The sequence below is a fragment of the Halovenus halobia genome, assembly GCF_051414135.1.
In the GTDB taxonomy this organism is placed as follows: domain Archaea; phylum Halobacteriota; class Halobacteria; order Halobacteriales; family Haloarculaceae; genus Halovenus; species Halovenus halobia.
This window is the reverse complement of record NZ_JBLKOA010000001.1, coordinates 808,445-830,496: the sequence shown is the minus strand read 5'-3', so window position 1 is coordinate 830,496 and position 22,052 is coordinate 808,445. Positions and strand designations below refer to the sequence as shown.

Below are 22,052 nucleotides of genomic sequence, written 5' to 3'. Positions count from 1 at the left end.
GTCTATGATTGCCGTGTACAAAAGTCCGACCGCCGCTCTCAGGCCTGTTCGGCCCACTCCTGGGTCGCGTCCGTGACGTCGCCACGAATCACGTCGACGAACTGCTCAGGATGTTCGACGTGGGGCAGCAGTTGGGCTTGGTCGAACACGACCAGTCCTGCGTCGACGTGTTCGGCGAGTTCCCGACCCTCCTCGAGTGGCGTTACACTCGCGTTGCGGCCCCAGATGAACGTTATCGGAATGTCGACGTTCGAGAGGTGTTCTTCGAGCGAGCCTTCGGGATTGAGGAAGCCACTGACGAACGACGCGGGTGCGAACCGGGCACCGGGCTGGTGGCTGGTGAGCCACTCGTAGTCGATGATTTCGTCGGTGATGTTCTCCGGGTCGTAGTAGCCGTGGTCGGCGTTGAAGTACCGTAGCGACGGTTTGCTGACGATGAGGTTGTATAGCCCCGTTCCGAGCACTGGCGAGCGCAGGAGTGCGCGCAGCCAGACCTTCCGACTTCCCATCGAGGTGTCAGTTGGACAGACGCAGACCAGCCGCGAGACGGAGACGTTCTGGACGGCAGCGGCCGCATACGAGTTCGTCAACGAGGAGGCAACCACGATTGGATTGTCAGTCAGGTCCTCGATGATGTCCTCCACGAACGCTTCGTACAGCGACGCCGAGTACAGAAGCGGCGGCCGGTCAGAGTGGCCGTAGCCCGGCAGGTCCGGGACGATGACGTGGTACTCCTCGGCCAGGTCGTCGACGACAGTGTGGTATTCGTGGCTCGACGCTGCTGCGTTGGTCCCGTGCAACAAGAGCAGGTCATCGTTGGTCGGGTCACCGAGTTCGGTGTAACTAATCCCGAATCCGCGCCAGCGATAGGTCCCCTGGTCGCCGTCGAGATAGGGCTCGAACTCCTCTGCACCCGACGACAGCCACCTGTTCGCCAGTGCAGTCGCACCAACAGCACTCGCCGCGCCGAGCAAAACGTTTCGGAGTTTCATACTCCGATGTTACCGCGGCGCGATTATATAAGTAGTCATCTCCGCAACCGACTCGGCTACGCCGCCGCGAGGTCCTCGACGCGCTGGGCCAGTTCGACCGTCGTCGTCGCGAGTCGCTCAAGTTCGGCCGGTTCGAGCCGGGTGAACGGTATCTCACACTCGACTTTGCTACCGGTGACCGTGAACGTCCCCACGGTGTCGACATCCATCAGCGTCGCCTGTATCTCAGGCGAGAGAAGCTGTTTGACATTATCGGCAGAGCCGCGGACGACAAACGCCTCGTCGAGGGCGTCGTTGCCGGTCTGAACTCTCTTCTCCGTCCCGCCCGACCCAACGTATTTGAGTTGCACGGTAAAGGAGGCACCGACCCCCTCGACAGGAGTTCGAATCGTCATGTGTGTCTGTGAGACGATATTGGGAATTTGCGTGTGGACCGTCACTGACCGGCCCTCTTTGATGGTTTCGAGGTCAGCAAGCGTCGTTCCCGTATTCGGTTGAAACGACGATTCTGCGACCATCCGGTTCCAGTTCCGCCGGTCCGAAAGTGCGATTAATACCAGCCCAGCAATCCAGCCGCCACTCAGGAGCAGAAACACGTCGGCACGCAGCAGTCCACCCACCACTGGCTGGAGGAGCTGTGTCGCGGCACCGACAGCCAGTGCCAGAATCGTCCAGATTGCCTGCAGAAACTGCGTCCCAGTCACCCGACGCCAGTCGTCCATCATTGAGACGGAAGACGCACTCCCTCAAAATACCCGGGGTTGTGACCGGTCACTCTTCGAGCCGTCGCTGGAGTGTCGCCAATAGATTCATCGCCTCCAGTGGCGTCATCGTCGCGATGTCTGCCGTCCTGACTGCCTCGAACGGGTCGTCGTGGTCGCTGGAAGCAGAGGCTTGGTCTCGCTCATTCTGAGGCTGTCCGCCGTCACCGCTTGTCCTCGGACTGCTCGCAGCATCGTCGGCCAGGACCTCACGAGCACGCTCAACAACAGCAGAGTCAATTCCAGCTGTCGACGCGACTTCGACGCCGTAGGACGCGTCGGCGGTCCCGCGTGTCAGGTCGTGCTCGAAGTTCACTCCGTCGTCAGTCTGGGCGGTCCGGAAGTAGCGGTTGGTCGCGTGGTCGAGGCTGGCCGCCACCGCGGTCAGGTCGTGGTGGTGGGTGGCAAAGAGCGTGAGTGCGCCGACCTCGTCGTGGAGATACTCCGTGACCGCCTGCGCGATAGCGAAGCCGTCTACGGTGCTCGTTCCCCGGCCAACCTCGTCGAGAAGTACCAGCGACCGCTCGGTGGCGTGGTCCAGAATATCCGCGAGTTCGGTCATCTCGACCATGAACGTCGACCGACCACCAGCGATGTCGTCGCTTGCGCCGACGCGAGTGAAGATTCGGTCGACGAGTTCGATTCTGGCTTGCTCCGCGGGGACGAAACTGCCAGCCTGCGCGAGCACGACTATCAGCGCGACCTGTCGCATGTACGTCGACTTGCCGCTCATATTCGGCCCCGTGATGACCGCGACACGCTCGTCACCGCCAAGTGCAGTGTCGTTAGGCACGAACGACGGCTGGGTCTGCTCGACAACCGGATGGCGGCCTGCCTCGATGTGGATGCCCTCCACGGACGAGTCGTCTGGCCCGGCAACGACAGGCTTGCTGTAGCCGTACTCGGCGGCGACAGTAGCGAACGAGACGAGCACGTCAAGTTCAGCGATAGCAGCCGCGAGGTCCTGCAGCGCGGCCGACGCCTCACTCACTTGCCCGCGGACGTCACAGAACAGTTCGTACTCCAACTCGTCAGCCCGGCTTTCAGCGCGGAGAATCTCGTCTTCACGCTCTTTGAGTTCTGGCGTGTAGTACCGCTCGGCGTTTTTCAACGTCTGGCGGCGCTCGTAATCGTCCGGGACGCGGTCCAAATTCGCGTCAGTTACCTCGATGTAGTAGCCGTGCACCGAGTTGTGCCCAACTTTCAGCGAGTCGATGCCCGTCCGCTCGCGCTCGCTGGCTTCGAGGTCGTCAATCCACGCCTTGCCAGAGCGTTCCGTCTCACGCAACTGCGCCAGTTCGTCGTCAAAGGAGGGTTTGAGGATACCACCTTCAGTGATTTCGCGGTCCGGGTCTTCCTGAATCGCCTCTTCGATCAGTGTCCGAACATCCTCGAGGGGGTCGAGTCGCTCACGAATCGAGCGCAGTGCCTCGGCGTCGGGCGACCCCAGCGTCTCCCGGAGCTCTGGAATGACTGCAAGCGTCGACTGCAGTGAGCGCAAGTCCCGGGCATTGGCCCGGCCGCGACCAATACGAGAGACCAGCCGCTCGATGTCGTAGACATCGCGCAGGTGGTCGTACAGTTGCTCGCGGGTACGAACCGAGTTACGGAGTTCCTCGACAGCGTCGTGGCGGGCCGCCATCTCGTCGGGGTCGATCAGCGGCCGGCGGAGCCACTCCTCCAGTTCGCGCCGACCCAGCGCCGAGGCTGTCTCGTCCAGCACACCTGCAAGCGTCGCCCCGCTGTGGCCGTGGACTGTCCGCCGCTCGAACAGTTCGAGACTCTCCAGGGCAACCGCGTCCAGCAGCATGTACTCTCGCGGGTCGTAGCGAGTTAGGTGGTTCAGGTAATCGAGGCGGTTCTCGGTCCCACCGCGGGCGTACTCGGCGTAGGAAAGCACCGCCCCACAGGCCGTAATCTCAGCCTCGGCAGCGAGCAATCGCTCCGGGTGACCGAAATACTCCTCGACCGTTTTGCTGGCCTTCTCGGGGTCGAAAGCCCCGCTATCGAACGAACTCACCGTGTACGCAGAAACGAGTTCGTCCGGCACGCCCGGCCCAGCGATAATCTCGGCGGGGCCGAACCGCCCCAGTTCGTCGGCAATTGTTCCGGGGTCGGGCGCGCTCGTGGCGTAGAAATCACCGGTCGAAATATCGAGTACTGCACAGCCAATCCGGTCGCCGGCGGCGACGGCCGCGAGGTAGTTATTCCGGTCGCCGTCCAGTAGTTCTGCTTCTGTGAGCGTTCCCGGCGTGACGATTCGCGTCACGGCGCGGTCGACGACACCGCTCGTCGCCTCTGGTTCTTCCACCTGGTCCGCGACGGCGATTCGGTGGCCAGTGTCGAGCAACTGGTCGATGTAGGATTCGGCGTTGTCAATTGGGATGCCTGCCATCGCGTACTCGCCGGTGGAGTCCTCGCGCTGTGTGAGCGTAATCTCACAGGTTCGAGAGACGAACTCGGCAGCCTCACAGAACGCCTCGTAAAAATCGCCAACCTGGAAGAGCACCAGCGCCTCGTCGTACTGTTCGCAGAGTTCGAGGTACTGGGCCATCATCGGCGTCAACTCCTCCCGCCGCTTGACCATCTTCGCTGGCGGGCCGGCCGCCTGCTTCATAGCTATGTGGCGGTGGTCGGGGGACTAATACCTTTCATCTCTTGGGCAGCGGTTCTCGACCGACAATGGGCGTGCCGGAGCTTCAATAGCCCCAGCGAATGCCCGCCATCGTGGCGACAATCGCAATCATCAGTACGAGTTCGACCAGGCTCAACATCCCGTACTTTTTGTTCAGCGCGGCGAGTCGCTCGTGGTCAGTGTCTGCGGCGACGATTTCGTCGAACATCTCGACTGTGAACGAGTGTAGCGGGCCAAATCCCAGCACGAGTAAGGCACCAGCGAGCACCAGTGCCGCCCACAGCGAGGGACTGGGCGACGCCAGCAGCCCCATCATCTCCGCGAGCCCGAGGCCTGACCCCACCACACCCAGAGAGACGGGTTCCATGAGCAGGCTCATCTTCGGAATAAATCCTTCAGCGAACTCGGCGTTGGCCTGTTCGGAGAGTCCTCCCATGACTGGCCCGAGGACCACCGCCCCGAGGACGCTCGTTCCAAACCAGAACGCCCCGAGAAAGAGATGGACGGTGAACATGACTCGAAAGTCACCAGTGAGATACGCAAGCACTGGTGCCACCAACGGAACGAGGATGGCCCCCACTGCAAACGGCCTGCTTGCTGCGTCTGCCATCATACTGTACCGCTCGCGTCGGCTTGCCGGACGCTCGCCGTCAACTAGTGACATCTACCATCACCAACCATGGGCGGAAAATCTGGGCTCGTACAGAAAAAAGCTGTGAGCACCGCAACACATGCCGGTAGAGTGAGAAATTATACGAGACCGAACTGCACGCGCCGACGGCTCAGAGCAGTTTCTGTTCCCAGTCGCTCGCGGCCATCGACTCACCAGTGACCCCGTCTGGGCCCTGTGCAAGCAACGCCACAGCAGCGTCGTCCATCACGTCTGGCTGGAGAATGCCCTCACGCTCGTCCTCGGGCAGTTGGTCCCAGAAGCCAGTATTGACGCGCCCGCCCGGGTCGAGGCCGTTGACGTTGATGCCGTACTCTTCGAGTTCCATCGACTGCGTCCGGAGCATACCTTCGAGCGCCCACTTCGTCCCGACGTAGGGGCCGAAATTCGGGGCCGCCCGGCGACCGAATCCCGAGGAGATATTGATAATGTTGCCCTCGCCGCCGTCGATTAGTTCGGGAACGACGTGTTTCGAGAACAGGAACACGCCCGTCACGTTGACATCCACAATCTTGCGGAAGTCCTCGGTGTCGACTTCGTGTAATGGCTGCCCCTCGCCGTACATACTCAACAGCCCAATACCAGCGTTGTTGACGAGGCCCGTAATCCCGCCGTATTCCTCGACCGTCGCCTCGACGACGGCTTCGACGTCGGCTTCGTCGGTCACGTCCGCTGGCACGACCAGCGTCTCCCCCTCCGCTTCCTCGGCGACGCGTTCGAGGTCGGCTTCCCCGCGGGCGGTCAACACGACGTTTGCGCCCTCTCGTGCGAATCGTTTTGCCATCGACTCCCCCAGCCCGGCACTCGCGCCGGTGACGATTACCGTTTCTCCGTCCAGTATTGCCATACCCCCCTTTTGCTCCCCGGTGGTTTGTATGCAGGGGGCATCTGACAATTCGGAGTGAGTATCCAGTGCGGATTCCAGCCTAACCAAATTTTATTAGTTTGGCAATTGACAGCCAAACCAGAGAATGGATTGTATCGAGGATTTTTTCTGGAAACACATGTTCGGCGACTGGGAATCAGTGACCAGACCACTCTGGATCTATGGGCATCTCTGTATCCTGCTCGCGACTGCACTCGTCGGGTTTACATTTGCACACGGCGCATACATGCTGACGCTGCTGTTACTCCCCTTCCCAGCCATCTATCTGTACAAGCGATATGAGAAAGCTCGGACGTACAAAGTACACCCGGAGACACCGATTGAACCGGGCGAACAGTACAACCCCGACGAGTAGCGGGAGACCGAACCGCGCCGTTTTTGCGAACTGACATCCTATATGGGAGTAACAGTGGCTATCACCGACAAAATCTATCTCAAAAACCACCAGCAAATCGTCTCCCAGATGGAGACATCGTTCCCGAAAGGGGCGTTCAACGGCGCGACGATGGATATTCTCTATCAGGGGTCAGGACTGGCCGAACTCGACGACGCGACCCGTGACCGGATTATGGACTTCGCCGAGGACTTTCTGGACTGCGACTGTGAGGCAAACCCTCACTGTGGCTGCCCGGAACGGAAATTCACCAAGTATCTCCTCGAACTCCGCGAACAGGGCCTTGGCCCGGACGCTATCGTCGACATCATGGGCGACGACTACATGCTGTATGCCTACCCAGGCGACGTACTCTCCTTCCTGGACCAATCCATCCGAACACTCGAAGCCGCCGAGACGCTGGCCGATGTCGACGGCCAAACTGAGGCTGGCGAGGAAATCCGTGCCGTCCGTGAAAATCTTGTCCGATAGCGCCCGTAGTTTTATTTTGTCGCCGACGGTGGTTCGGGTATGTCATCCATTACTGACGGCGACATCGAGCGACTGCGCGGCGCGTTCGACCGGCATATCGACGTTGGACTGCACCACGGCGCACAGCTAGCTGTCTACGTCGACGGCGAACTCGTTGTCGACTTTTCCGGCGGCACAAACGCCCCCGACGGCGAGCCGACAACGAGTGACCAGCGCCACGTCATCTTCTCCTGTACCAAACCATACGTTGGGGTTGCCGTTCACCAGCTCGTCGAAGAGGGACAGCTAGCCTACGACGACCGACTCGTCGACTACTGGCCGGAGTTTGCTGAGGAGGGGACACAGAAGGCAGAAATCACTGTCGAGCAGGTCCTTTCACATACGGCTGGTATCCCCTTCGGTGACCTCGACGGTCAGCCCGAGAAGTGGACAGACTGGGACGCTGTCGTCGCGGCGATGGAAGACATCGAGCCGGTGTTCCCGCCGGGCGAACAGCCCGCGTACCACACAACCAACTACGGCTGGCTGACCGGCGAACTGATCAACCGCGTCACTGGTGGCCCTGTTCGAGAAGTCGTCGCAGAGCGTGTCTTCGAACCGCTGGGACTGGACAACACGTCGATTGGGATTGGCGAAGATGGCGACCCCGACGAGGTAGCAACACTCGCTGGCTTCGAGGAGTTCGACCGATGTCGTGACCCGGGCGAAGGGCTTGGTGTCCCGGCGTCGGACTCGGCAGCGCAGTTCAACGACCCCGCACTCCAGCGCGCGGTTATCCCCGCGGCCAACGGCGTCAGCACGGCCCGTGACATGGCCCGCTTCTATGCCTGTCTCGCCAACGGCGGCACACTCGACGGCGTAGACCTGCTCAGTGAGGAGACAGTCGAATACGCCGCCGAAGTCCACGCCGAGACGGAGTCCGACGGGACGCTCAGCCGACCCGCCCGGTACGGGCTGGGTGTCTGGGTAGGTGGCCTCCCAAACGATATGTTCGGCACTGTGAGCACCGATTCGGCCTTTGGCCACGCAGGCCTCGGGAGTAATTTCGGCTGGGCAGACCCAGAGCTGAACGTTGGCTTTGCCTACGTCACCAACGGTATTCGTGAAGAATCGTACGAACAGGCAGCCAGAATGAATGCCATGGCCGACGCTGTCCGGTTAGTTGTAGAGTAAATACGTCGCCGTCAGGCGACGGAGAAATACCGAATTAGAGTCGAACGACGTTGGTCGCGCGTGGACCCTTCGGTGCGTCCTCGATTTCGAATTCGATCTCTGTACCTTCACTTAGATCCTCGCCGCCAACGTCCTCCATGTGGAAGAAAACGTCTTCGTCGGAATCGTCCGTATCAATAAATCCGTAACCGCCTGTGTCGTGGAAGAAATCCACCTTACCGTTTACCATTGCAAGTAGACAAACGTTGGATGTATTAATAAAGGTTATGAAAGGATGACTAACTTGAGTTCGGAATAGAATACGAACATCAATTGAAAGCACCGTTATAACTTTGTTTGTACAGTCGTTGTGGGCTGAAGGTTGGTAATTCAGCTATCGATGTTTCGTTGTGCTGTTGGTTGAGCAGTTTCCCCAATTCCGTGTGAACAGATACCGCGGGAGGAACTGTTAAGATGTTTTAGACCAACATACTGTTGATAATGTACTGTGTGTACATGTCGGCAGAGCATCTGGAAGAGGAGCCGGCCGAAGAACTGTACGGGAAGTTCATCGACGAGAACTACCAGTGGCGGCCCAGTGCCACCGAGGAAGCCGATACCGACCACGGTCCGGACTTTCTCAACGACGACTCGGAGGCAGACGTTGACCTGATGACCGGCGAAGGCAGCGACCGGTAACCGCCCGCAGTTTTCGATTACCGTGAGTCTTCACCGGTCTAGTGAGTACTGGTAACTGCGAGCGTCTCCTTCTGAAAAGAACCGCTCCCTTAGTCGTCAGCGTGCGTGACGGCGTCGACTCGCATCTCGATATACCGGTGTGACCACGTCTCAAAGTGAGCCCTCAGCGCGCCGATAATCCCCGTTCGCTCCATCTCTCGCGGCGATGCTGTCCTCTCAGATGGACTATCCTTGAGACTCAGTTCAGTTTGTATGTTAACAGCTACCATCATAAGACTTCGTGGCTGAAGCCGTGACACCACGTCGTGAGTCGAACCCAAAAACACAATCGGCTTCGTTGCCTTGACAGCCTCATGGAGACGTGGCGCTTTCTCGTGTCGATGGCAGTTTTGCTCGTCGTCTATGGTATCGTTGTGACAGCACTCGGTGAGCCACCAGGTCCGCTCCAGTTCGCGCTTGCGGCGGTGTTCGCCGTGATTGGGTTGTACGTTAGCGATACACTCGTCCAGTGGAGAGTCGGACAGGAGGAGTGATTACTGGAAGGTGCGGCTGACTCCACCCTCGTCAGGCCCAGTCGTGTCGCGGGTGCTGAACTGCTGTTCCAGTTGCTCGTAGCGCTCGCGGGTAGACTCGTCGACGCTCGCCACGACCTCCGTGAGCGCGTGCTCTAAGTGGTCGTTGGTGATGCGGACGTTGCCAACCGAATCGTCGACGTCCTCGGGGTCGACGCTGCCGATGAACTCTCGCGTCGCAGCCATCGAGGCTTCCCGGGTCAGTGCTTCGAGGTCCGCGCCGACGTAGCCGTCGGTTCTACGCGCCAGATTGTCGAGGTCGACATCATCTGCGAGCGGTTTGTCGCGGGTGTGGACTTCGAGGATTTTGCGGCGACCCCCTTCGTCGGGCACCGGCACGTGGATGTGGCGGTCCAGTCGACCCGGGCGCACGAGTGCGGGGTCGATGAGGTCTGGTCGGTTCGTCGTGGCAATCACGACGACATCTTCCAGTTCTTCGAGTCCGTCGAGTTCGGTCAGCAGCTGGGAGACGACGCGCTCGCCAACTCCTGAATCGCCGCTGTTCTGTCCGCGCTTGCCGGCGATGGAGTCGATTTCGTCGAAAAACACCACCGTCGGGGCGTTCGAGCGAGCCTTCTCGAAGACCTCTCGGACACCCTTCTCGGACTCGCCGACGTACTTGTTGAGCAGCTCCGGCCCCTTGATCGAGATGAAGTTACTCTGTGATTCGTTGGCGATTGCCTTGGCGAGTAGCGTCTTCCCCGTCCCCGGCGGGCCGTACATCAGGACACCCTTGGCGGCCTGCATGTCCATCTGTTCGAAGACCTCTGGGTACTCCAGGGGCCACTGGATGGCCTCACGGAGCCGTTCCTTGGTTTCTTCGAGCCCACCGACGTCCTCCCAGGTGATGTCCGGGACTTCGACGAAGACCTCTCGCAGGGCGGAGGGTTCGACACCCTTCATCGCCTGCTTGAAGTCTGTCTCGGTGACCTGGAGCTTCTCTAAGGTTTCGGCGTCGATCTCGTCCTCTTCGAGGTCGAGCTCCGGCCGAATCCGTCGGAGCGCGTTCATCGCCGCTTCCTTGCTGAGTTGGGCGATGTCTGCGCCGACGAAGCCGTGGGTACTCTCGGCGTACTGGTCGAGGTCGATACCGTCGACCAGCGGCATTCCGCGGGTGTGGACCTGCAGAATCTCCTTGCGGCCTTCCTTGTCCGGGACGCCCACTTCGATTTCGCGGTCGAAGCGGCCGCCACGGCGGAGTGCTGGGTCGATTGCGTCGACACGGTTGGTCGCACCGATGACGATGACCTGTCCGCGTTCTTCGAGACCGTCCATCAGGCTGAGCAGTTGGGCAACAACACGTCGCTCAACGTCGCCGGAGGTCTCACCACGTTTGGGCGCGATGGAGTCGATTTCGTCGATGAAGATGACTGCTGGGGAGTTCTCCGAGGCTTCCTCGAAGACCTCACGCAGCTGCTCCTCAGATTCGCCGTAGTACTTCGACATAATCTCCGGGCCGGAGATATCGGTGAAGTAGGCGTCAATCTCGTTTGCGACGGCACGGGCCATCAGCGTCTTCCCGGTGCCCGGCGGGCCGTGCAGGAGTACGCCCTTCGGCGGCTCGATGCCTAGCTGCTGGAACAGCTCCGGGTGACGCATTGGGAGTTCGATCATCTCCCGGACCTGTTCGAGTTCGTCGTCAAGGCCGCCGATGTCTTCGTAGGTAACATCTGGCGTCTCGCGCTCTCCGCTGCTCTCGTCGGTCAGCTGTTCGGCGGGCTGTTCGCTGATTTCGACTTCCGTCGAATCAGTGATGACAACAGTGCCGGATGGCTCGGTGTCTGCGATTTTCAGCGGAATCTGCTGGCCCGACATCGATGAGAGTGGACCCAGTCCGAACGAAACGGGGACCGTCTGGCCCTGCGTGACTGCTTGCCCGCTGAGATTCTGTCGGATCATCGGCCCGACGTTGCCCCGAACGCGGAGGTTCTGGGGCAGTGCGACCGTCACTGCGGTCGCTGGCTGGACATCTGCCTTCTCGACGGTGACAGTGTCGTCGATGCCAGTGCCCGTTTCTTTCCGCAGGCGACCGTCAATTCGGACGATGCCGTTGGCTTCGTCCTCCGGGTAGCCTGGCCAGACACGAGCGACTGTCCGTCCCGTCTCACCTTTGATGATGATGTAGTCGCCGTTTTCGAGTTCCATTTCGGCCATTGCCTGGCGGTCGATCGCTGCGAGCCCCCGGCCCGCGTCTTTCTGCTTGAGTGGTTTGACTGTTAGTTTCATTAGTTGAAATCCTCATTCACATTGATAGTTAGGACGCCGTTTTTCATAAACGCTTGCGCGGAGCCATCGACTTCGATGTCGTGGGTCTCACCGTCGATGACGACGATGACAGTGTCGCCGACGACATCGACAGACAGGTCCGCAGCCGAACCGAAGTCCGCAACGAGCTCGTAGTGGTCGCCGTAGTCACGGCGCACCGCCTCGATTCCTCGCTGTGCCAGCTGTTCTTGCAATCTCATACTAACTACAAGTAATCGTTCTGGGTATATAAATCTATCGCATATATGGTCGCGTTATATAAAATAAGGCTGTTTGTGGTTGAATTGCAGTTCAGCGAGAGCGTATAAAAATCTATCTCGAAGTGTCAAGCCAATCCTCTATCGTGTCTACTGGGGTCCGGCGAACCGTTCATCCGGACCACTCTTTCGAACCAGCATTATTATAACTGGCCCAAGCCAGATATAGAGGTGTGACCGCCGGGACGGACAAGCCCAAGGTGTTGATCGTTGACGACGAGGAGCGCGTCGCTACCACCTACGACCTTCGTCTCGGAACCGAATACGACACAGAAGTCGCCCTAAGCGGCGAACAGGCCATCCAGGCCGTCGACGAGGACACTGATGTCGTGTTGCTCGACCGCCGAATGCCGGGGATGACCGGCGACGATGTCCTCGAAAAGATTCGCAAGCGTGGACTAGATTGCCGTGTTGTGATGTTAACGGCCGTCGACCCGGATTTCGACATTGCGGAAATGGATATCGACGATTACGTCGTCAAACCGGTCGACAAGGATGAAATCCAGACCGTGGTTGAGCGTGCGCTGACCGTCTCCGAGTACAACGAGCAGATGCAACAGCTCAGTTCGCTGAAACTCAAGCGCAACGTCCTCGAAGTCGAACTCTCGAACAACGAACTCCACGATAGCGAGCAGTATCAGCAGCTGTCGACCCAGATCGAAGAACTCGAATCCGAACTCGAACAGATGGAAAACACGCTCGACATCGACCAGGTCGAACTCTTTCTGTAACCCCCGGTAGTAAGTAGGTCTCTGCCGTAGAGGCGCTATGGACGAGACTGACCCACACCAGCGATTTCTCACCCACGCCCGCGAGGAACACGACTTCGAGGTTGACCCGCAGCGATTTCCAGACGGCACGGAGACGGCGGGCGACGCCGCGAGGGCGCTTGGCTGTGACGAGGCACAGATTGCCAGTTCGATAGTTCTGGTTGCCGACGAACTCCTCGTCGTTATTACGTCGGGTGCGAACACTGTGGATACGCGCACCCTGGCGACGCTCCGGGGTGTCCATACGGCCCGGATGGCTGACCCAGACGAAGTCCACGAGACGCTTGGCTACGAGGTTGGTGGCGTCCCACCCTTTGGTCACGACACGACTGTCCCGGTTTATTTCGACGCGGACCTGAGGGCGTTCGATACCGTCTGGGCGGCCGCTGGCTCCCCAGAGACCGTCTTTCCAATCAGTCCAGACCAACTGATCGAGTACACGGACGCGATAGTCGCCGACCTCGCGGAGTGAGGACCGACGATTTCTGTTGATTCTACGCAACTCATGTAGCGGGCTTTTTACCCCAGTCGGCCAAACTGAGTGTCATGACGACGCTCATCTACGGCGCATACGGCTACACTGGCGAACTGGTCGCCGAGGAAGCCCTCGACCGCGGGCAAGACGTTATTCTCGCTGGCCGCAACGGAACGAAAACACGTGGGCTGGCGACGATGCTCGGTGCCAGGGCCCGCGTCTTCGACGCCGACGAAGCCAGCGAGGCCCTCGACGACGTGGATAGTCTCCTCAACTGTGCTGGCCCGTTCGTCGACACCTACGAACCGCTCGTCGATGCGTGTCTCGACACTGGCACGCACTATCTCGACATCACCGGCGAGTTCTCCGTCTTCGAGGAGTTGGCCGAGCGCGACCGCGAGGCCGAGAAGGCAGGCGTCTGTCTCCTGCCGGGGGTTGGCTTCGATGTCGTCCCGACAGATTGTCTGGCGGGTCACCTCCACGACCGACTCCCGGACGCGAACGAACTCCGACTCGGGTTCGACGCTCTGAGTGCGGTCTCCGGCGGCACAGTCGCTTCGGCTATCGAACACGCCAGTGGTGGTGGAAAAGTTCGGCGCAATGGCCGCATCGAGAGCGTGCCCGTCGCGGCGAATACGCGGACGATTGACTTCGGCCGCGGCTCACGACACGCCGTTACCGTCCCGTGGGGTGACGTATCGACGGCCTACTACACGACTGGCATCGAGAACATCGAAGTGTACACCCCGATGCCCGAGCGCGTCGGGCAAGCGCTGCGGCTGGCCGCTCCGATGACTGGCCTGCTTGGCGTTGGGCCAGTCAAGGCTGGTCTGCAGGCGCTTGCTCGCCAGACGTTCGACGGGCCAACAGCACAGCAGCGCGAGACAGACCGCGCCTATCTCTGGGGCGAAGCCAGTACCGGCGACGAGAGAGTGGTTTCGCGGCTGGAAACACCCGAGCCGTACACCCTTACCGTCGATGCCGCAACGACTGCCATCGAGCGCTTCGAGGCGAACGAGGGTCCGACAGGTTACCACACGCCAGCGGCCGCATTCGACCCCGATTTCGTTCTCGAACTGGACGCAGTCGAGGGGTTTTTTGATGACTGAACTGAACCTGTCGAACGTCCGGGTCGAAAGTACTAACCGAAGTGGGACGTACCGTTGGGTATGAGCAACGAGCCGCGGGAGTATTACACCGCTGAACGGTGGCAAAACTGGATCGGGCGGTTGCGTGAAGAAGAGATCGACCCTGAAGACGAAGATTCTGCACGCCTGCTGTTGAATCTTCAGGACGACACTGCGATTGCTGTCGCCAAGATTATCACTGACTACGACGACGACGTGCTCGACGAGGAGACGGCAATCTCTGAACTCGAAGAGATCCAGCAGGTCGTTCTCTCGGAAGTCGAGTTCGACGACGAAGAGAAGGCAATGCTGATCGACGGCGTCCAGACATCGCTGATGTGTGTGTTCCACGCTGCACAGGAGTTCGTCGTTGGCGGCCCAGCCGAGGATGGCTCCATCGAGGAGTATATCGAGGCCGCTGCCGACGCCGAACAGCAGGACGAACTCGACGCTGCCCTTGGCTACTGTGTCCAGGCCGGCACGCTGGTCATCGACGGCCAGGAACTGGATATCGGAATGGCAGACGAACTAGAATTCGGGCTGGTCGCGGAGTGGGTCAACGGCATTGACAGTCTCCAGACCGCGATGCGAGACCCCGAAGTCGTCGAAGAAGAAGAGGAGTAACTCCCAGCGGCCGACGTCGCTTTTTCTGACCGCGGGGTTTCCGCGGGACCCCCGTAAAACAAAACCCCACCGCTGTGTAGGGGCAGTATGGCCGCGATTGCGCTCGAAGGTCTGACGAAGCGGTATGGGGACGTCCGTGCCAACGATTGCCTTACGCTCGATGTACAACAGGGAGAAATATTCGGCTACCTCGGCCCGAACGGCGCGGGGAAAACAACCACGATCCGGCTGCTTTTGGGGTTCATTACGCCGACCGCGGGCCAGGCTCGCGTACTCGGGACCGACGTCACCGACCGCCGGGGGCTCGTCTCGGCGAAACACAACATCGGGTATCTCCCGGACGAGCCCGAATTCGACAGTCGAGATACTGGCCGAGAGGTACTCAATTTGCACGAGCGCGTCAAGGGCGGCCAGCGTCGGGGGGAGCTGTTAGAGCTATTCGAGCCACCGCTTGACCGAGAAATTCGGGAGTATTCTCGTGGTAACGTTCGCAAACTCGGGCTCGTGACGACGTTCATGCACGACCCGGACCTGGTCATTCTCGATGAGCCAACCAGTGGGCTCGACCCACTGCTCCAGCAGCGGTTCGGACGGTTCCTCCGGGCCGAACGGGACCGCGGCGTGACCGTCTTTTTCTCGTCGCACATCCTCAGCGAAGTCCGGCGACTCTGTGACCGTGTCGGCATCATCCGGGAGGGACAACTCGTAGAAGTCAGTCCGGTCGAAACGCTGCTGGACCGGACCGGGAAAGTCATCCGTCTCGAGAGCGCTGACCCGATTCCTGCCGACGTGTTTCGCCTCGATGGCGTCTCCGACCTGACGGTCTCGACAGATCCCGCGGACCTCGATTCACTCGACACAGTCCGGGAGTGTACGTTCACCTTCACGGGGAATATCTCCGCGCTGCTCGGGCGACTCAGCGAGTACGAACTGGTCGACCTCACAATTGAAGAAGCACCACTTGAAGACGTGTTTCTCAAGTTCTACGGAGATGATAGCGATGCTTGAGTTCGTCCAGTACGAGTCCCGGAAACGGTTACTCGGCAGTGCCGTACTGGCGGCCGGGATGAGCGTGCTGGCGGCGATGATTATCTGGGTCTATCCCTCCTTCAGGGAGAGCTTCCAAGATGACGAACTTCTCGCTGCGTATCCCGACCAGCTGATTCAGCTATTCGACATCGAAACGATGAGTTCACTCGAGGGCTTTCTTGCCTTCGAGCTGTATGCCTTTGGCTGGGTTATCCTGCTCGGGCTGTATTTTGCCTACAGCGGGGCTGACCTGGTCGCTGGCGATATCGAGCACGGTCGGCTGGATACGGTGCTCGCGATGCCAATCTCTCGGTCCCAACTGCTTGCAGAGCGGTTCACCGCGCTGCTCGTCCCAGCCGTTGTCGTCAACACGCTCGTTCCTGCCGTTGTGTTCGTCGGCGCACAGCTTGTCAGTGACTCTGTTGGGGTTGCTGATTTGGTGGCTGTTCACCTGTTCTCGATTCCGTACCTGCTAGCCTGTGCCGGAATTGGGGCCTGCTGTTCAGTGATAGCGAGTCGTGCGAGTATCGCACAGCGCGTTGCACTCGGCGTGACGTTTTTCCTGTTTTTGCTCGAATCACTCGTCGAAGGCACAGAGTACGAGTCGCTGGGCGCTATCGCGCCGATGCGGTACTACTCGCCGAACGATATTCTCCTGGAGAGTAGCTACGACCTGGCAGGAGTGGGCGTTCTCGTGGTCGGGACCACCCTCTTGTTGATTGTGAGTCAGCGTCTCTTCGTCCAGCGTGACCTGTAAGATTGACCCCGAGGGTTTTGCCCATCGCGCTCTACATCTGATACGAGTAGATAGGTCCTGTGAGTCCACGAGGACTCCCTACCGATGACCTCAGTTCACTACACATGACTGGACATTCGCACAATCAATTCACAGAACGGTCGTCGTTTCCCGACGCCCGCCAACGTCTCCGCGAGCAGGTCTCCGCACACGACCGCGTCGAGACAGTACCGCTGGGCGACGCCGTTGGCCGCGCAGTCGGGGAACGACTCACAGCACAGCGCAACGTCCCACACTACCCGCGGGCGGCGATGGACGGCTACGCGGTCCGTGCCGAGGATACCTTCGGCGCCAGCGACCGCTCGCCCCAGATTCTCCGGGCCACCGAGGGGGAGCTCAGTCCCCGAGAAGCAAGCCCGGTCCATACCGGTAGTAAACTCCCAGCGGGAGCAGACGCTGTCGTGATGATCGAAGAAGTCGAAGAGGTCGGCGACGAGGTTGAAGTGCTGGACGGCGTTGGAAAAGGAGAGAATGTCGGGCCAATCGGGGAAGATGTCGAGGCGGGCGACCACCTCTACGAACCCGGCCACCGACTGCGACCCTCTGATGTGGGCTTGCTCAAGTCTGTTGGGACCGATTCGGTCGCTGTCTTCGAGCGCCCGCAGGTGGCAGTCATTCCGACGGGCGAAGAACTCGTCCAGTCCGACCCGGAACCCGGCGAAATAATCGAAACGAACGGGCTGACTGTCTCAGAACTGGCAGCGTCGTGGGGAGCCGAGACGACCTATCACGACATCGTACCCGACGATATGGAGAAACTGAAAACAGCCATCACCACCCACACGGACCACGACCTCATCGCCACGACTGGTGGTTCCTCTGTCGGCAAGCGAGACCTCTTGCCAGCAGTCGTCTCGGAACTGGGCGAGATTCACGTCCACGGCGTCGGACTCAAGCCCGGCCACCCGTTCGCTTTCGGCACAGTCGAGGAGACGCCAGTGCTCATGCTGCCGGGCTATCCGGTTTCCTGTCTCGTCAACGCCGTCCAGTTCCTTCGGCCAGCGATCAAACGCGCCGGCAGGATGGCTGTCGAGCAGCCACCGACTGTCGAAGCCGAACTTGCGGAGAAGGTGTACAGCGAACCCGGAATCCGAACGTTCGCGCGCGTCCAAGTCGAAGAGGATGAAGCGGGTCGGACCGCGACGACAGTTCGGGCAAGTGGTGCGGGAGTCCTCTCCAGTGTCGCGCTCTCGGACGGATGGGTCGTCGTACCTGAAGAGCGCGAAGGTCTCGCCGCGGGTGAAACTGTTGCAGTCGAGTACTGGGAGTGGTCACCATGAGAAAAGAATTCCGTGACCTGGCAGAACCCGACGCTGTCGCCGACCTCATCAGTGACCTCGATATTGGCGGCGCAACTAAGGAAGTCCCGCTCACCGAGGCCCGTGGACGAGTCCTCGCCGACCGCGTCGACGCGGACCTCGACGTGCCGGGATTCGACCGCTCGAACGTCGACGGGTACGCAGTCCGTGCGGAGGATACCTTCGGTGCGAGCGAAGGCGACCCGGTCGAACTCGAACAGGTCGGCCGCGTCGACGCCGGTGAACGACCGGATGTGACTGTCGAATCCGGGACAGTCGTTGAAATAGCGACCGGCGGCGTCGTCCCGCCGGGGGCCGACGCTGTCGTGATGGTTGAGCGTACGTCTCGCGAGAACAACACCGTCACTGTTCGGACATCCGTTGCACCCGGAGACAGTATCATGGTCGCGGGCGCAGACGTGGCCGCAGGCCAGCGTACCCTGGGCCCCGACACCGAACTGACTGCTCGCGAAATTGGGCTGCTCTCAGCGCTTGGCCTCGATTCGGTCCCGGTCCGCGCACAACCCACCGTCGGCATCCTCTCGACTGGCGACGAACTCGTCGCGCCGGGGGAGAGCCTCGACAGCGACGCCGGCCAGATTTACGACGTAAACAGCCACACCATTGCCGCCAGCGTTGCGGAGGCGGGCGGCGACCCCGAGGTGTATCCAATCGTCGGCGACGATTTCGAGGCGATGAAACGCGTCCTGACTGAAGCAGCGACTGACTCTGACCTCGTGCTCACCTCTGGGTCGACCAGCGCGGGCGCGGCCGACCACATCTACCAGTTGATCGACGACCACGGTGAACTGCTGCGCCACGGCGTCGCAGTCAAGCCGGGGAAACCGATGCTCGTGGGTCGCTTCGAGGAAACGCCGTATATCGGCTTGCCGGGTTTCCCTGTCTCCGCGCTGACCATCTTCCGTCACTTCGTCGCACCCAAGATTCGCAACGCTGCGGGCAAGCCACCCCGCAAGCGCGAGCAGATTACTGCCGAGATGGCAGTGACCGAACGCTACAAGGAGGGCCGGACGCGGCTGATGCCGGTCGGACTCGTCGAGGATGGTGACGGGAATCTGCTCGTCTACCCTGTTGACAAGGGCAGCGGCGCGACGACGAGTCTCGTCGACGCCGACGGCACCGTCGAACTCGCGCCCGAAACCGAACAACTCGATACCGGAGATGAAGTCTCGGTGACGCTGTTCTCGGCGGACGTTCGCCCGCCGGGACTGCTCGGTATCGGCGAGGACGACCCGCTGCTCTCGCGTCTCCTCGACGAGATTGACACCCCGCGCTATCTCCCGCTGGGAAGCCGCGAGGGACTGCGCAGACTTCGGAATGGTATCCCGGATGTCGCCGTCGCCGCCGGTCCAACAGAACGCGAGGTCGAGGCAGTCGAACTCGGTGGCTGGTCCCGGGAGTGGGGACTGCTCGTCCCTGCCGGCAACCCCGATGACATCACCGGAATTGCTGACCTGGTCGACAGTGATCTGCGGCTGGTCAACCGTGGCCGGCAGTCTGGCCTGCGGGCCTCACTCGACGCCGCAATCGAGGAACTGGCCGAGCAGCGTGGAACAGACCAGTCAACACTGACCGACGCCATCAACGGCTACACGCTGACAGCGCAGGCGTACGAAAGCCCGCCACGGCGTGTTCTCGCGGGCAAGGCCGACGCTGGCCTCGGACTGCGCGCGACAGCCGACCGTCTCGGTATGGCGTTTGTCACGCTAGGCACTCAATCTGTCCGAGTGCTCGCCGCACCGGACCGGACCGAGAAACCGGGAGTCGCCGCACTCGAAGCACTGTTGAACGAGGACGACCACGTTGCGGATCTCGCTGGTGTGACGCTGTCGGAGTGACGGGAGTGTTTTATGCACGTTCAACCCCTTTGGATGGGTATGAACGTCGAACTGCGATTTTTCGCCAACTTCAGGGAGGCGGTGGGGCAGAAAGAACTCGACTGGGAGACAGACGAGGACGCAACGGTGGGGACCGTCCTGCACGCTGTGGAGGCAGAGTACCCCGAGGTAGACATCTTCAACGAAGCGGGTGAGATTCGCGAGTTTCTGAGCATCATGAAAAACGGCCGCGAAGTCGACTATATCGAGGGCACTGAGACACCGCTGTCGGCCGGCGACACGATTAGCGTCTTCCCGCCAGTTGCTGGCGGATAGCCGTTCAACAGCAGTAGATGAACGGGTAGATGAGTGTCACGCGGTCCTCGTTATCGAGTGTTGTGTCGAGACCGTCGATGTGTTCGTTGAAGATTCCGTTGACAAGAACTCGGGCGAACCGACGACTCTGCTCGCCCTCGGGATTTTTCGCGTAGTTTTCCCCGGGCAGTTCGCCAAACTCGGGTGCCCAGCCTTCCGTCATCGCTTCTTCTTCCGTTTCCGCGATGAGCATCTCCTTCACGTCGTGGTCCTCGAAGAAGGCCGCGAGAAACTCCCGCAGTGTCTCTCCTTCGAAGGTATATTCTAATCGACCGACTCCGATATGCGTTCGCACGTGGCCGGTACAGCGAACCGTCACTGTCGTCTCCGCGGACGGGTCCCCCTCAGCCTGTATTTCAGCTTTTGTCTGCATACCTGTAACTTGGCTGCCAGCCTCCGAGAGTGTTTACCCGAACAGGTTCGGTTGGCCCGACGCGTACAGCTTTATTGGTGGGCCAGCCCAATGGTGGGTGTGGACGAAATCGAACTGTACATACCGGAAGGGATAATCGAGTCGCTCCCGCCGGATGGCGAGGACACGAAGCAGGACATGGGCCGTGCAATTCAGGGCTGGGAGCGCGAACTCAACGCAGCGCTCACCGTCGAGGACGACGACGAGGCAGTCAGTGCTGCCCTCAACCACATCCAGCACTTCGAGACGCGCTGGGAGGAGTACGACGAGTATGTCGTCGAACTCCGCGCCTGGGGGCAGTCACCGATTTACGCGATGGCGTGGCGGGACCTCCACGCGTCGGTCGTCCAGCAAATCTACGAGCACGACGACTTGGCCGAGCGCATCGACCGCGAACGCCACGCTCGCATCTTCCAGGATGGCATCCGACCGGGTGGTGGATCCTGATGGGGCGGGGTGAGCCACATCGATGACTGTCGAGCGAAGTCGCTCGTACCGCGGCATCTCCGTCCGCGCTGCGCTTGGCTACCTCGAAAACGTCGGCGGCGAACAGGTCGACGACCAGCGTGTCGAAGGAGAAGACTGGAGCGCAACGCTGTCCTCGGAGAAAGTCGAGGTTGGTCCCTCGATACGGTTAACCGAGGTTACAGTCGAGTTCGAGGGCGAAAGCGCAGCGACGCTCGACCCGGTCATCGAGAAGTTCTCACAGAAAGCAATCCGCGCCGGTGGGTGAGGATGTCCGGGGAGCCGAGCCATCCAATCGAGAGTCAAGTGGTCCTCTTGGCCGGCGCAAAGGCGAGCGTGTCGCTCGCTCGACTCTCAGACCTACTGGCTGAAGTCCAGACAGCGCTGGCCGAGCGCACTGACGAGTACGAACAGCGCTTCGAGCAAATTGACGCCACCGGGGACGGCGTGTTCGTACTCGCGGACGATGGCTACTGGCACGAACTCGGCGACGAAATTGGCTTGACCAGACGAGAAACCGACGCCGTTGCCCGGACACACGCGGCGCAGTTCGAGCGTGACGGCCGACGGATGAACAGAAAAGAGGAATTCGAGACGACGCTCGAAATTCGGGACGTGCTGGCCGTCAGTCCCGAGGAATGAGAGAAAAATCGCTCCCGAACTGGTTACCTTCAGCATCGACCGCTGGCTTGGACTGGCGGTATTAGCTTTACTGAGTCAGCTCTCTTGCTCTCCGACCGGTTCGACCGTCTCGATAACCTTCTCTGAGAAGTCAATCTCGGAGAGGTCGCCGTTGTGCAGGCGGTCTATCCACTCCGCCTCGACGTGCCAGGTGCCGAGTTTGTTGCCGTCGAAATCCATCACGTCGGCCTCGATTCGCGCGCCAGCCCAGTCGTCGTCGTGCAGGTCACGGAAGACGTTGATGACCCGGCCGACTTCGCGGTGTGGAATCATGCCCTGGTTGTCGACGTTGACAGACTCGTAGGTGAGACTGTAGCCTTCGTCCTCTTCGGTCACCTCGTCGACGTAGACGCCGTGGCTGGTCAGACGGGACTCTACCCGGAACTCGAAGTCGTGTTCGTTGCTCAT

The 22,052-nt window shown here is 60.4% G+C and carries 27 protein-coding genes; 17 read left to right on the top strand and 10 right to left on the bottom strand.

From position 1 onward, the window contains the following. Positions 1-38 precede the first annotated feature (38 nt). The 5 genes from ACMGFM_RS04545 to ACMGFM_RS04525 form a co-directional block, all read right to left on the bottom strand. Positions 39-992 carry an alpha/beta fold hydrolase gene (locus ACMGFM_RS04545; protein ID WP_436901255.1) on the bottom strand — a complete coding sequence of 318 codons (954 nt, stop codon included), beginning with the start codon at positions 990-992 and terminating at the stop codon, positions 39-41. A gap of 56 nt (positions 993-1,048) precedes the next feature. Further along, positions 1,049-1,717 carry a hypothetical protein gene (locus tag ACMGFM_RS04540; protein ID WP_436901254.1) on the bottom strand — a complete coding sequence of 223 codons (669 nt, stop codon included), beginning with the start codon at positions 1,715-1,717 and terminating at the stop codon, positions 1,049-1,051. A gap of 46 nt (positions 1,718-1,763) precedes the next feature. Next, complete coding sequence (gene mutS, locus ACMGFM_RS04535) at positions 1,764-4,370, bottom strand: DNA mismatch repair protein MutS (RefSeq protein WP_436901253.1); 2,607 nt, start codon at positions 4,368-4,370, stop codon at positions 1,764-1,766. 82 nt (positions 4,371-4,452) lie between these two features. Beyond that, a complete protein-coding gene (locus tag ACMGFM_RS04530) occupies positions 4,453-5,052 on the bottom strand; it encodes a hypothetical protein (protein WP_436901252.1) in 600 nt (199 codons plus the stop codon). 118 nt (positions 5,053-5,170) lie between these two features. Continuing rightward, complete coding sequence (locus tag ACMGFM_RS04525; protein WP_436901251.1) at positions 5,171-5,905, bottom strand: SDR family oxidoreductase; 735 nt, start codon at positions 5,903-5,905, stop codon at positions 5,171-5,173. A 124-nt stretch (positions 5,906-6,029) separates the two neighbouring features. Here ACMGFM_RS04525 and ACMGFM_RS04520 point away from each other — a divergent pair, with 124 nt between their 5' ends. From ACMGFM_RS04520 to ACMGFM_RS04510, 3 genes are read left to right on the top strand one after another with little or no spacing between them, the layout of a single operon-like run. Next, positions 6,030-6,299: a hypothetical protein gene (locus tag ACMGFM_RS04520; RefSeq protein ID WP_436901250.1), complete on the top strand. Its 270-nt coding sequence runs from the start codon at positions 6,030-6,032 to the stop codon at positions 6,297-6,299. Between the two features lie 54 nt (positions 6,300-6,353). Continuing rightward, a complete protein-coding gene (locus tag ACMGFM_RS04515) occupies positions 6,354-6,809 on the top strand; it encodes a DUF5814 domain-containing protein (RefSeq protein ID WP_436901249.1) in 456 nt (151 codons plus the stop codon). 39 nt (positions 6,810-6,848) lie between these two features. Further along, positions 6,849-7,982 (top strand): serine hydrolase domain-containing protein, encoded by a 1,134-nt coding sequence (locus ACMGFM_RS04510; RefSeq protein WP_436901248.1) that lies wholly within the window; start codon positions 6,849-6,851, stop codon positions 7,980-7,982. A 34-nt stretch (positions 7,983-8,016) separates the two neighbouring features. On the opposite strand, the gene ACMGFM_RS04505 is transcribed toward ACMGFM_RS04510, so the two are convergent. Then, the gene (locus ACMGFM_RS04505; RefSeq protein WP_159763449.1) at positions 8,017-8,211 is read right to left on the bottom strand and encodes a cold-shock protein; all 195 of its coding nucleotides are present in this window, start codon (positions 8,209-8,211) and stop codon (positions 8,017-8,019) included. A gap of 251 nt (positions 8,212-8,462) precedes the next feature. Here ACMGFM_RS04505 and ACMGFM_RS04500 point away from each other — a divergent pair, with 251 nt between their 5' ends. Both ACMGFM_RS04500 and ACMGFM_RS04495 read left to right on the top strand, forming a co-directional pair. Continuing rightward, entirely contained in the window at positions 8,463-8,660 is a 198-nt protein-coding gene (locus ACMGFM_RS04500; RefSeq protein WP_436901247.1) for a hypothetical protein, read from the top strand. Between the two features lie 353 nt (positions 8,661-9,013). Further along, on the top strand, positions 9,014-9,193 hold the full coding sequence (locus ACMGFM_RS04495; RefSeq protein WP_436901246.1) for a hypothetical protein: 180 nt from the start codon (positions 9,014-9,016) through the stop codon (positions 9,191-9,193). On the opposite strand, the gene ACMGFM_RS04490 is transcribed toward ACMGFM_RS04495, so the two are convergent. Continuing rightward, a complete protein-coding gene (locus tag ACMGFM_RS04490) occupies positions 9,194-11,458 on the bottom strand; it encodes a CDC48 family AAA ATPase (RefSeq protein WP_436901245.1) in 2,265 nt (754 codons plus the stop codon). Beyond that, positions 11,458-11,697, bottom strand: a complete 240-nt coding sequence (locus ACMGFM_RS04485; RefSeq protein ID WP_436901244.1) for a DUF7127 family protein — start codon at positions 11,695-11,697, stop codon at positions 11,458-11,460. Before ACMGFM_RS04485 ends, ACMGFM_RS04490 begins: the two co-directional genes overlap by 1 nt. A gap of 230 nt (positions 11,698-11,927) precedes the next feature. On the opposite strand from ACMGFM_RS04485, the gene ACMGFM_RS04480 reads away from it, so the two are divergent. The 9 genes from ACMGFM_RS04480 (at position 11,928) to ACMGFM_RS04440 (ending at position 20,047) form a co-directional block, all read left to right on the top strand. Further along, on the top strand, positions 11,928-12,485 hold the full coding sequence (locus ACMGFM_RS04480; protein WP_436901243.1) for a response regulator: 558 nt from the start codon (positions 11,928-11,930) through the stop codon (positions 12,483-12,485). A gap of 37 nt (positions 12,486-12,522) precedes the next feature. Next, the gene (locus ACMGFM_RS04475; protein ID WP_436901242.1) at positions 12,523-12,996 is read left to right on the top strand and encodes a YbaK/EbsC family protein; all 474 of its coding nucleotides are present in this window, start codon (positions 12,523-12,525) and stop codon (positions 12,994-12,996) included. A gap of 74 nt (positions 12,997-13,070) precedes the next feature. Beyond that, on the top strand, positions 13,071-14,108 hold the full coding sequence (locus ACMGFM_RS04470) for a saccharopine dehydrogenase family protein (RefSeq protein ID WP_436901241.1): 1,038 nt from the start codon (positions 13,071-13,073) through the stop codon (positions 14,106-14,108). A 60-nt stretch (positions 14,109-14,168) separates the two neighbouring features. Then, positions 14,169-14,750 carry a DUF2150 family protein gene (locus ACMGFM_RS04465; protein ID WP_436901240.1) on the top strand — a complete coding sequence of 194 codons (582 nt, stop codon included), beginning with the start codon at positions 14,169-14,171 and terminating at the stop codon, positions 14,748-14,750. Positions 14,751-14,837: 87 nt separating this feature from the next. Further along, positions 14,838-15,758 (top strand): ABC transporter ATP-binding protein, encoded by a 921-nt coding sequence (locus ACMGFM_RS04460; protein WP_436901239.1) that lies wholly within the window; start codon positions 14,838-14,840, stop codon positions 15,756-15,758. Beyond that, complete coding sequence (locus ACMGFM_RS04455) at positions 15,751-16,536, top strand: ABC transporter permease subunit (protein WP_436901238.1); 786 nt, start codon at positions 15,751-15,753, stop codon at positions 16,534-16,536. The genes ACMGFM_RS04460 and ACMGFM_RS04455 overlap by 8 nt, the downstream gene beginning before the upstream one ends. 104 nt (positions 16,537-16,640) lie before the next feature. Further along, positions 16,641-17,855 (top strand): molybdopterin molybdotransferase MoeA, encoded by a 1,215-nt coding sequence (locus ACMGFM_RS04450; RefSeq protein WP_436901237.1) that lies wholly within the window; start codon positions 16,641-16,643, stop codon positions 17,853-17,855. Then, the gene (locus ACMGFM_RS04445) at positions 17,852-19,732 is read left to right on the top strand and encodes a molybdopterin biosynthesis protein (protein WP_436901236.1); all 1,881 of its coding nucleotides are present in this window, start codon (positions 17,852-17,854) and stop codon (positions 19,730-19,732) included. The genes ACMGFM_RS04450 and ACMGFM_RS04445 overlap by 4 nt, the downstream gene beginning before the upstream one ends. 39 nt (positions 19,733-19,771) lie before the next feature. Next, entirely contained in the window at positions 19,772-20,047 is a 276-nt protein-coding gene (locus ACMGFM_RS04440; protein ID WP_436901235.1) for a ubiquitin-like small modifier protein 1, read from the top strand. 4 nt (positions 20,048-20,051) lie between these two features. Here the strand turns inward: ACMGFM_RS04440 and ACMGFM_RS04435 are convergent, their stop codons facing one another. Next, positions 20,052-20,459 (bottom strand): MoaD/ThiS family protein, encoded by a 408-nt coding sequence (locus tag ACMGFM_RS04435; protein WP_436901234.1) that lies wholly within the window; start codon positions 20,457-20,459, stop codon positions 20,052-20,054. A 99-nt stretch (positions 20,460-20,558) separates the two neighbouring features. On the opposite strand from ACMGFM_RS04435, the gene ACMGFM_RS04430 reads away from it, so the two are divergent. The 3 genes from ACMGFM_RS04430 to ACMGFM_RS04420 are packed head-to-tail and all read left to right on the top strand — an operon-like array spanning position 20,559 to position 21,605. Continuing rightward, positions 20,559-20,945, top strand: a complete 387-nt coding sequence (locus ACMGFM_RS04430; protein WP_436901233.1) for a DUF7971 family protein — start codon at positions 20,559-20,561, stop codon at positions 20,943-20,945. 22 nt (positions 20,946-20,967) lie between these two features. Beyond that, on the top strand, positions 20,968-21,231 hold the full coding sequence (locus ACMGFM_RS04425; RefSeq protein ID WP_436901232.1) for a MoaD-like domain-containing protein: 264 nt from the start codon (positions 20,968-20,970) through the stop codon (positions 21,229-21,231). Positions 21,232-21,233: 2 nt separating this feature from the next. Further along, on the top strand, positions 21,234-21,605 hold the full coding sequence (locus ACMGFM_RS04420) for a DUF8048 family protein (RefSeq protein ID WP_436901231.1): 372 nt from the start codon (positions 21,234-21,236) through the stop codon (positions 21,603-21,605). 75 nt (positions 21,606-21,680) lie between these two features. On the opposite strand, the gene ACMGFM_RS04415 is transcribed toward ACMGFM_RS04420, so the two are convergent. Beyond that, positions 21,681-22,052: a DUF8159 domain-containing protein gene (locus tag ACMGFM_RS04415; RefSeq protein WP_436901230.1), complete on the bottom strand. Its 372-nt coding sequence runs from the start codon at positions 22,050-22,052 to the stop codon at positions 21,681-21,683.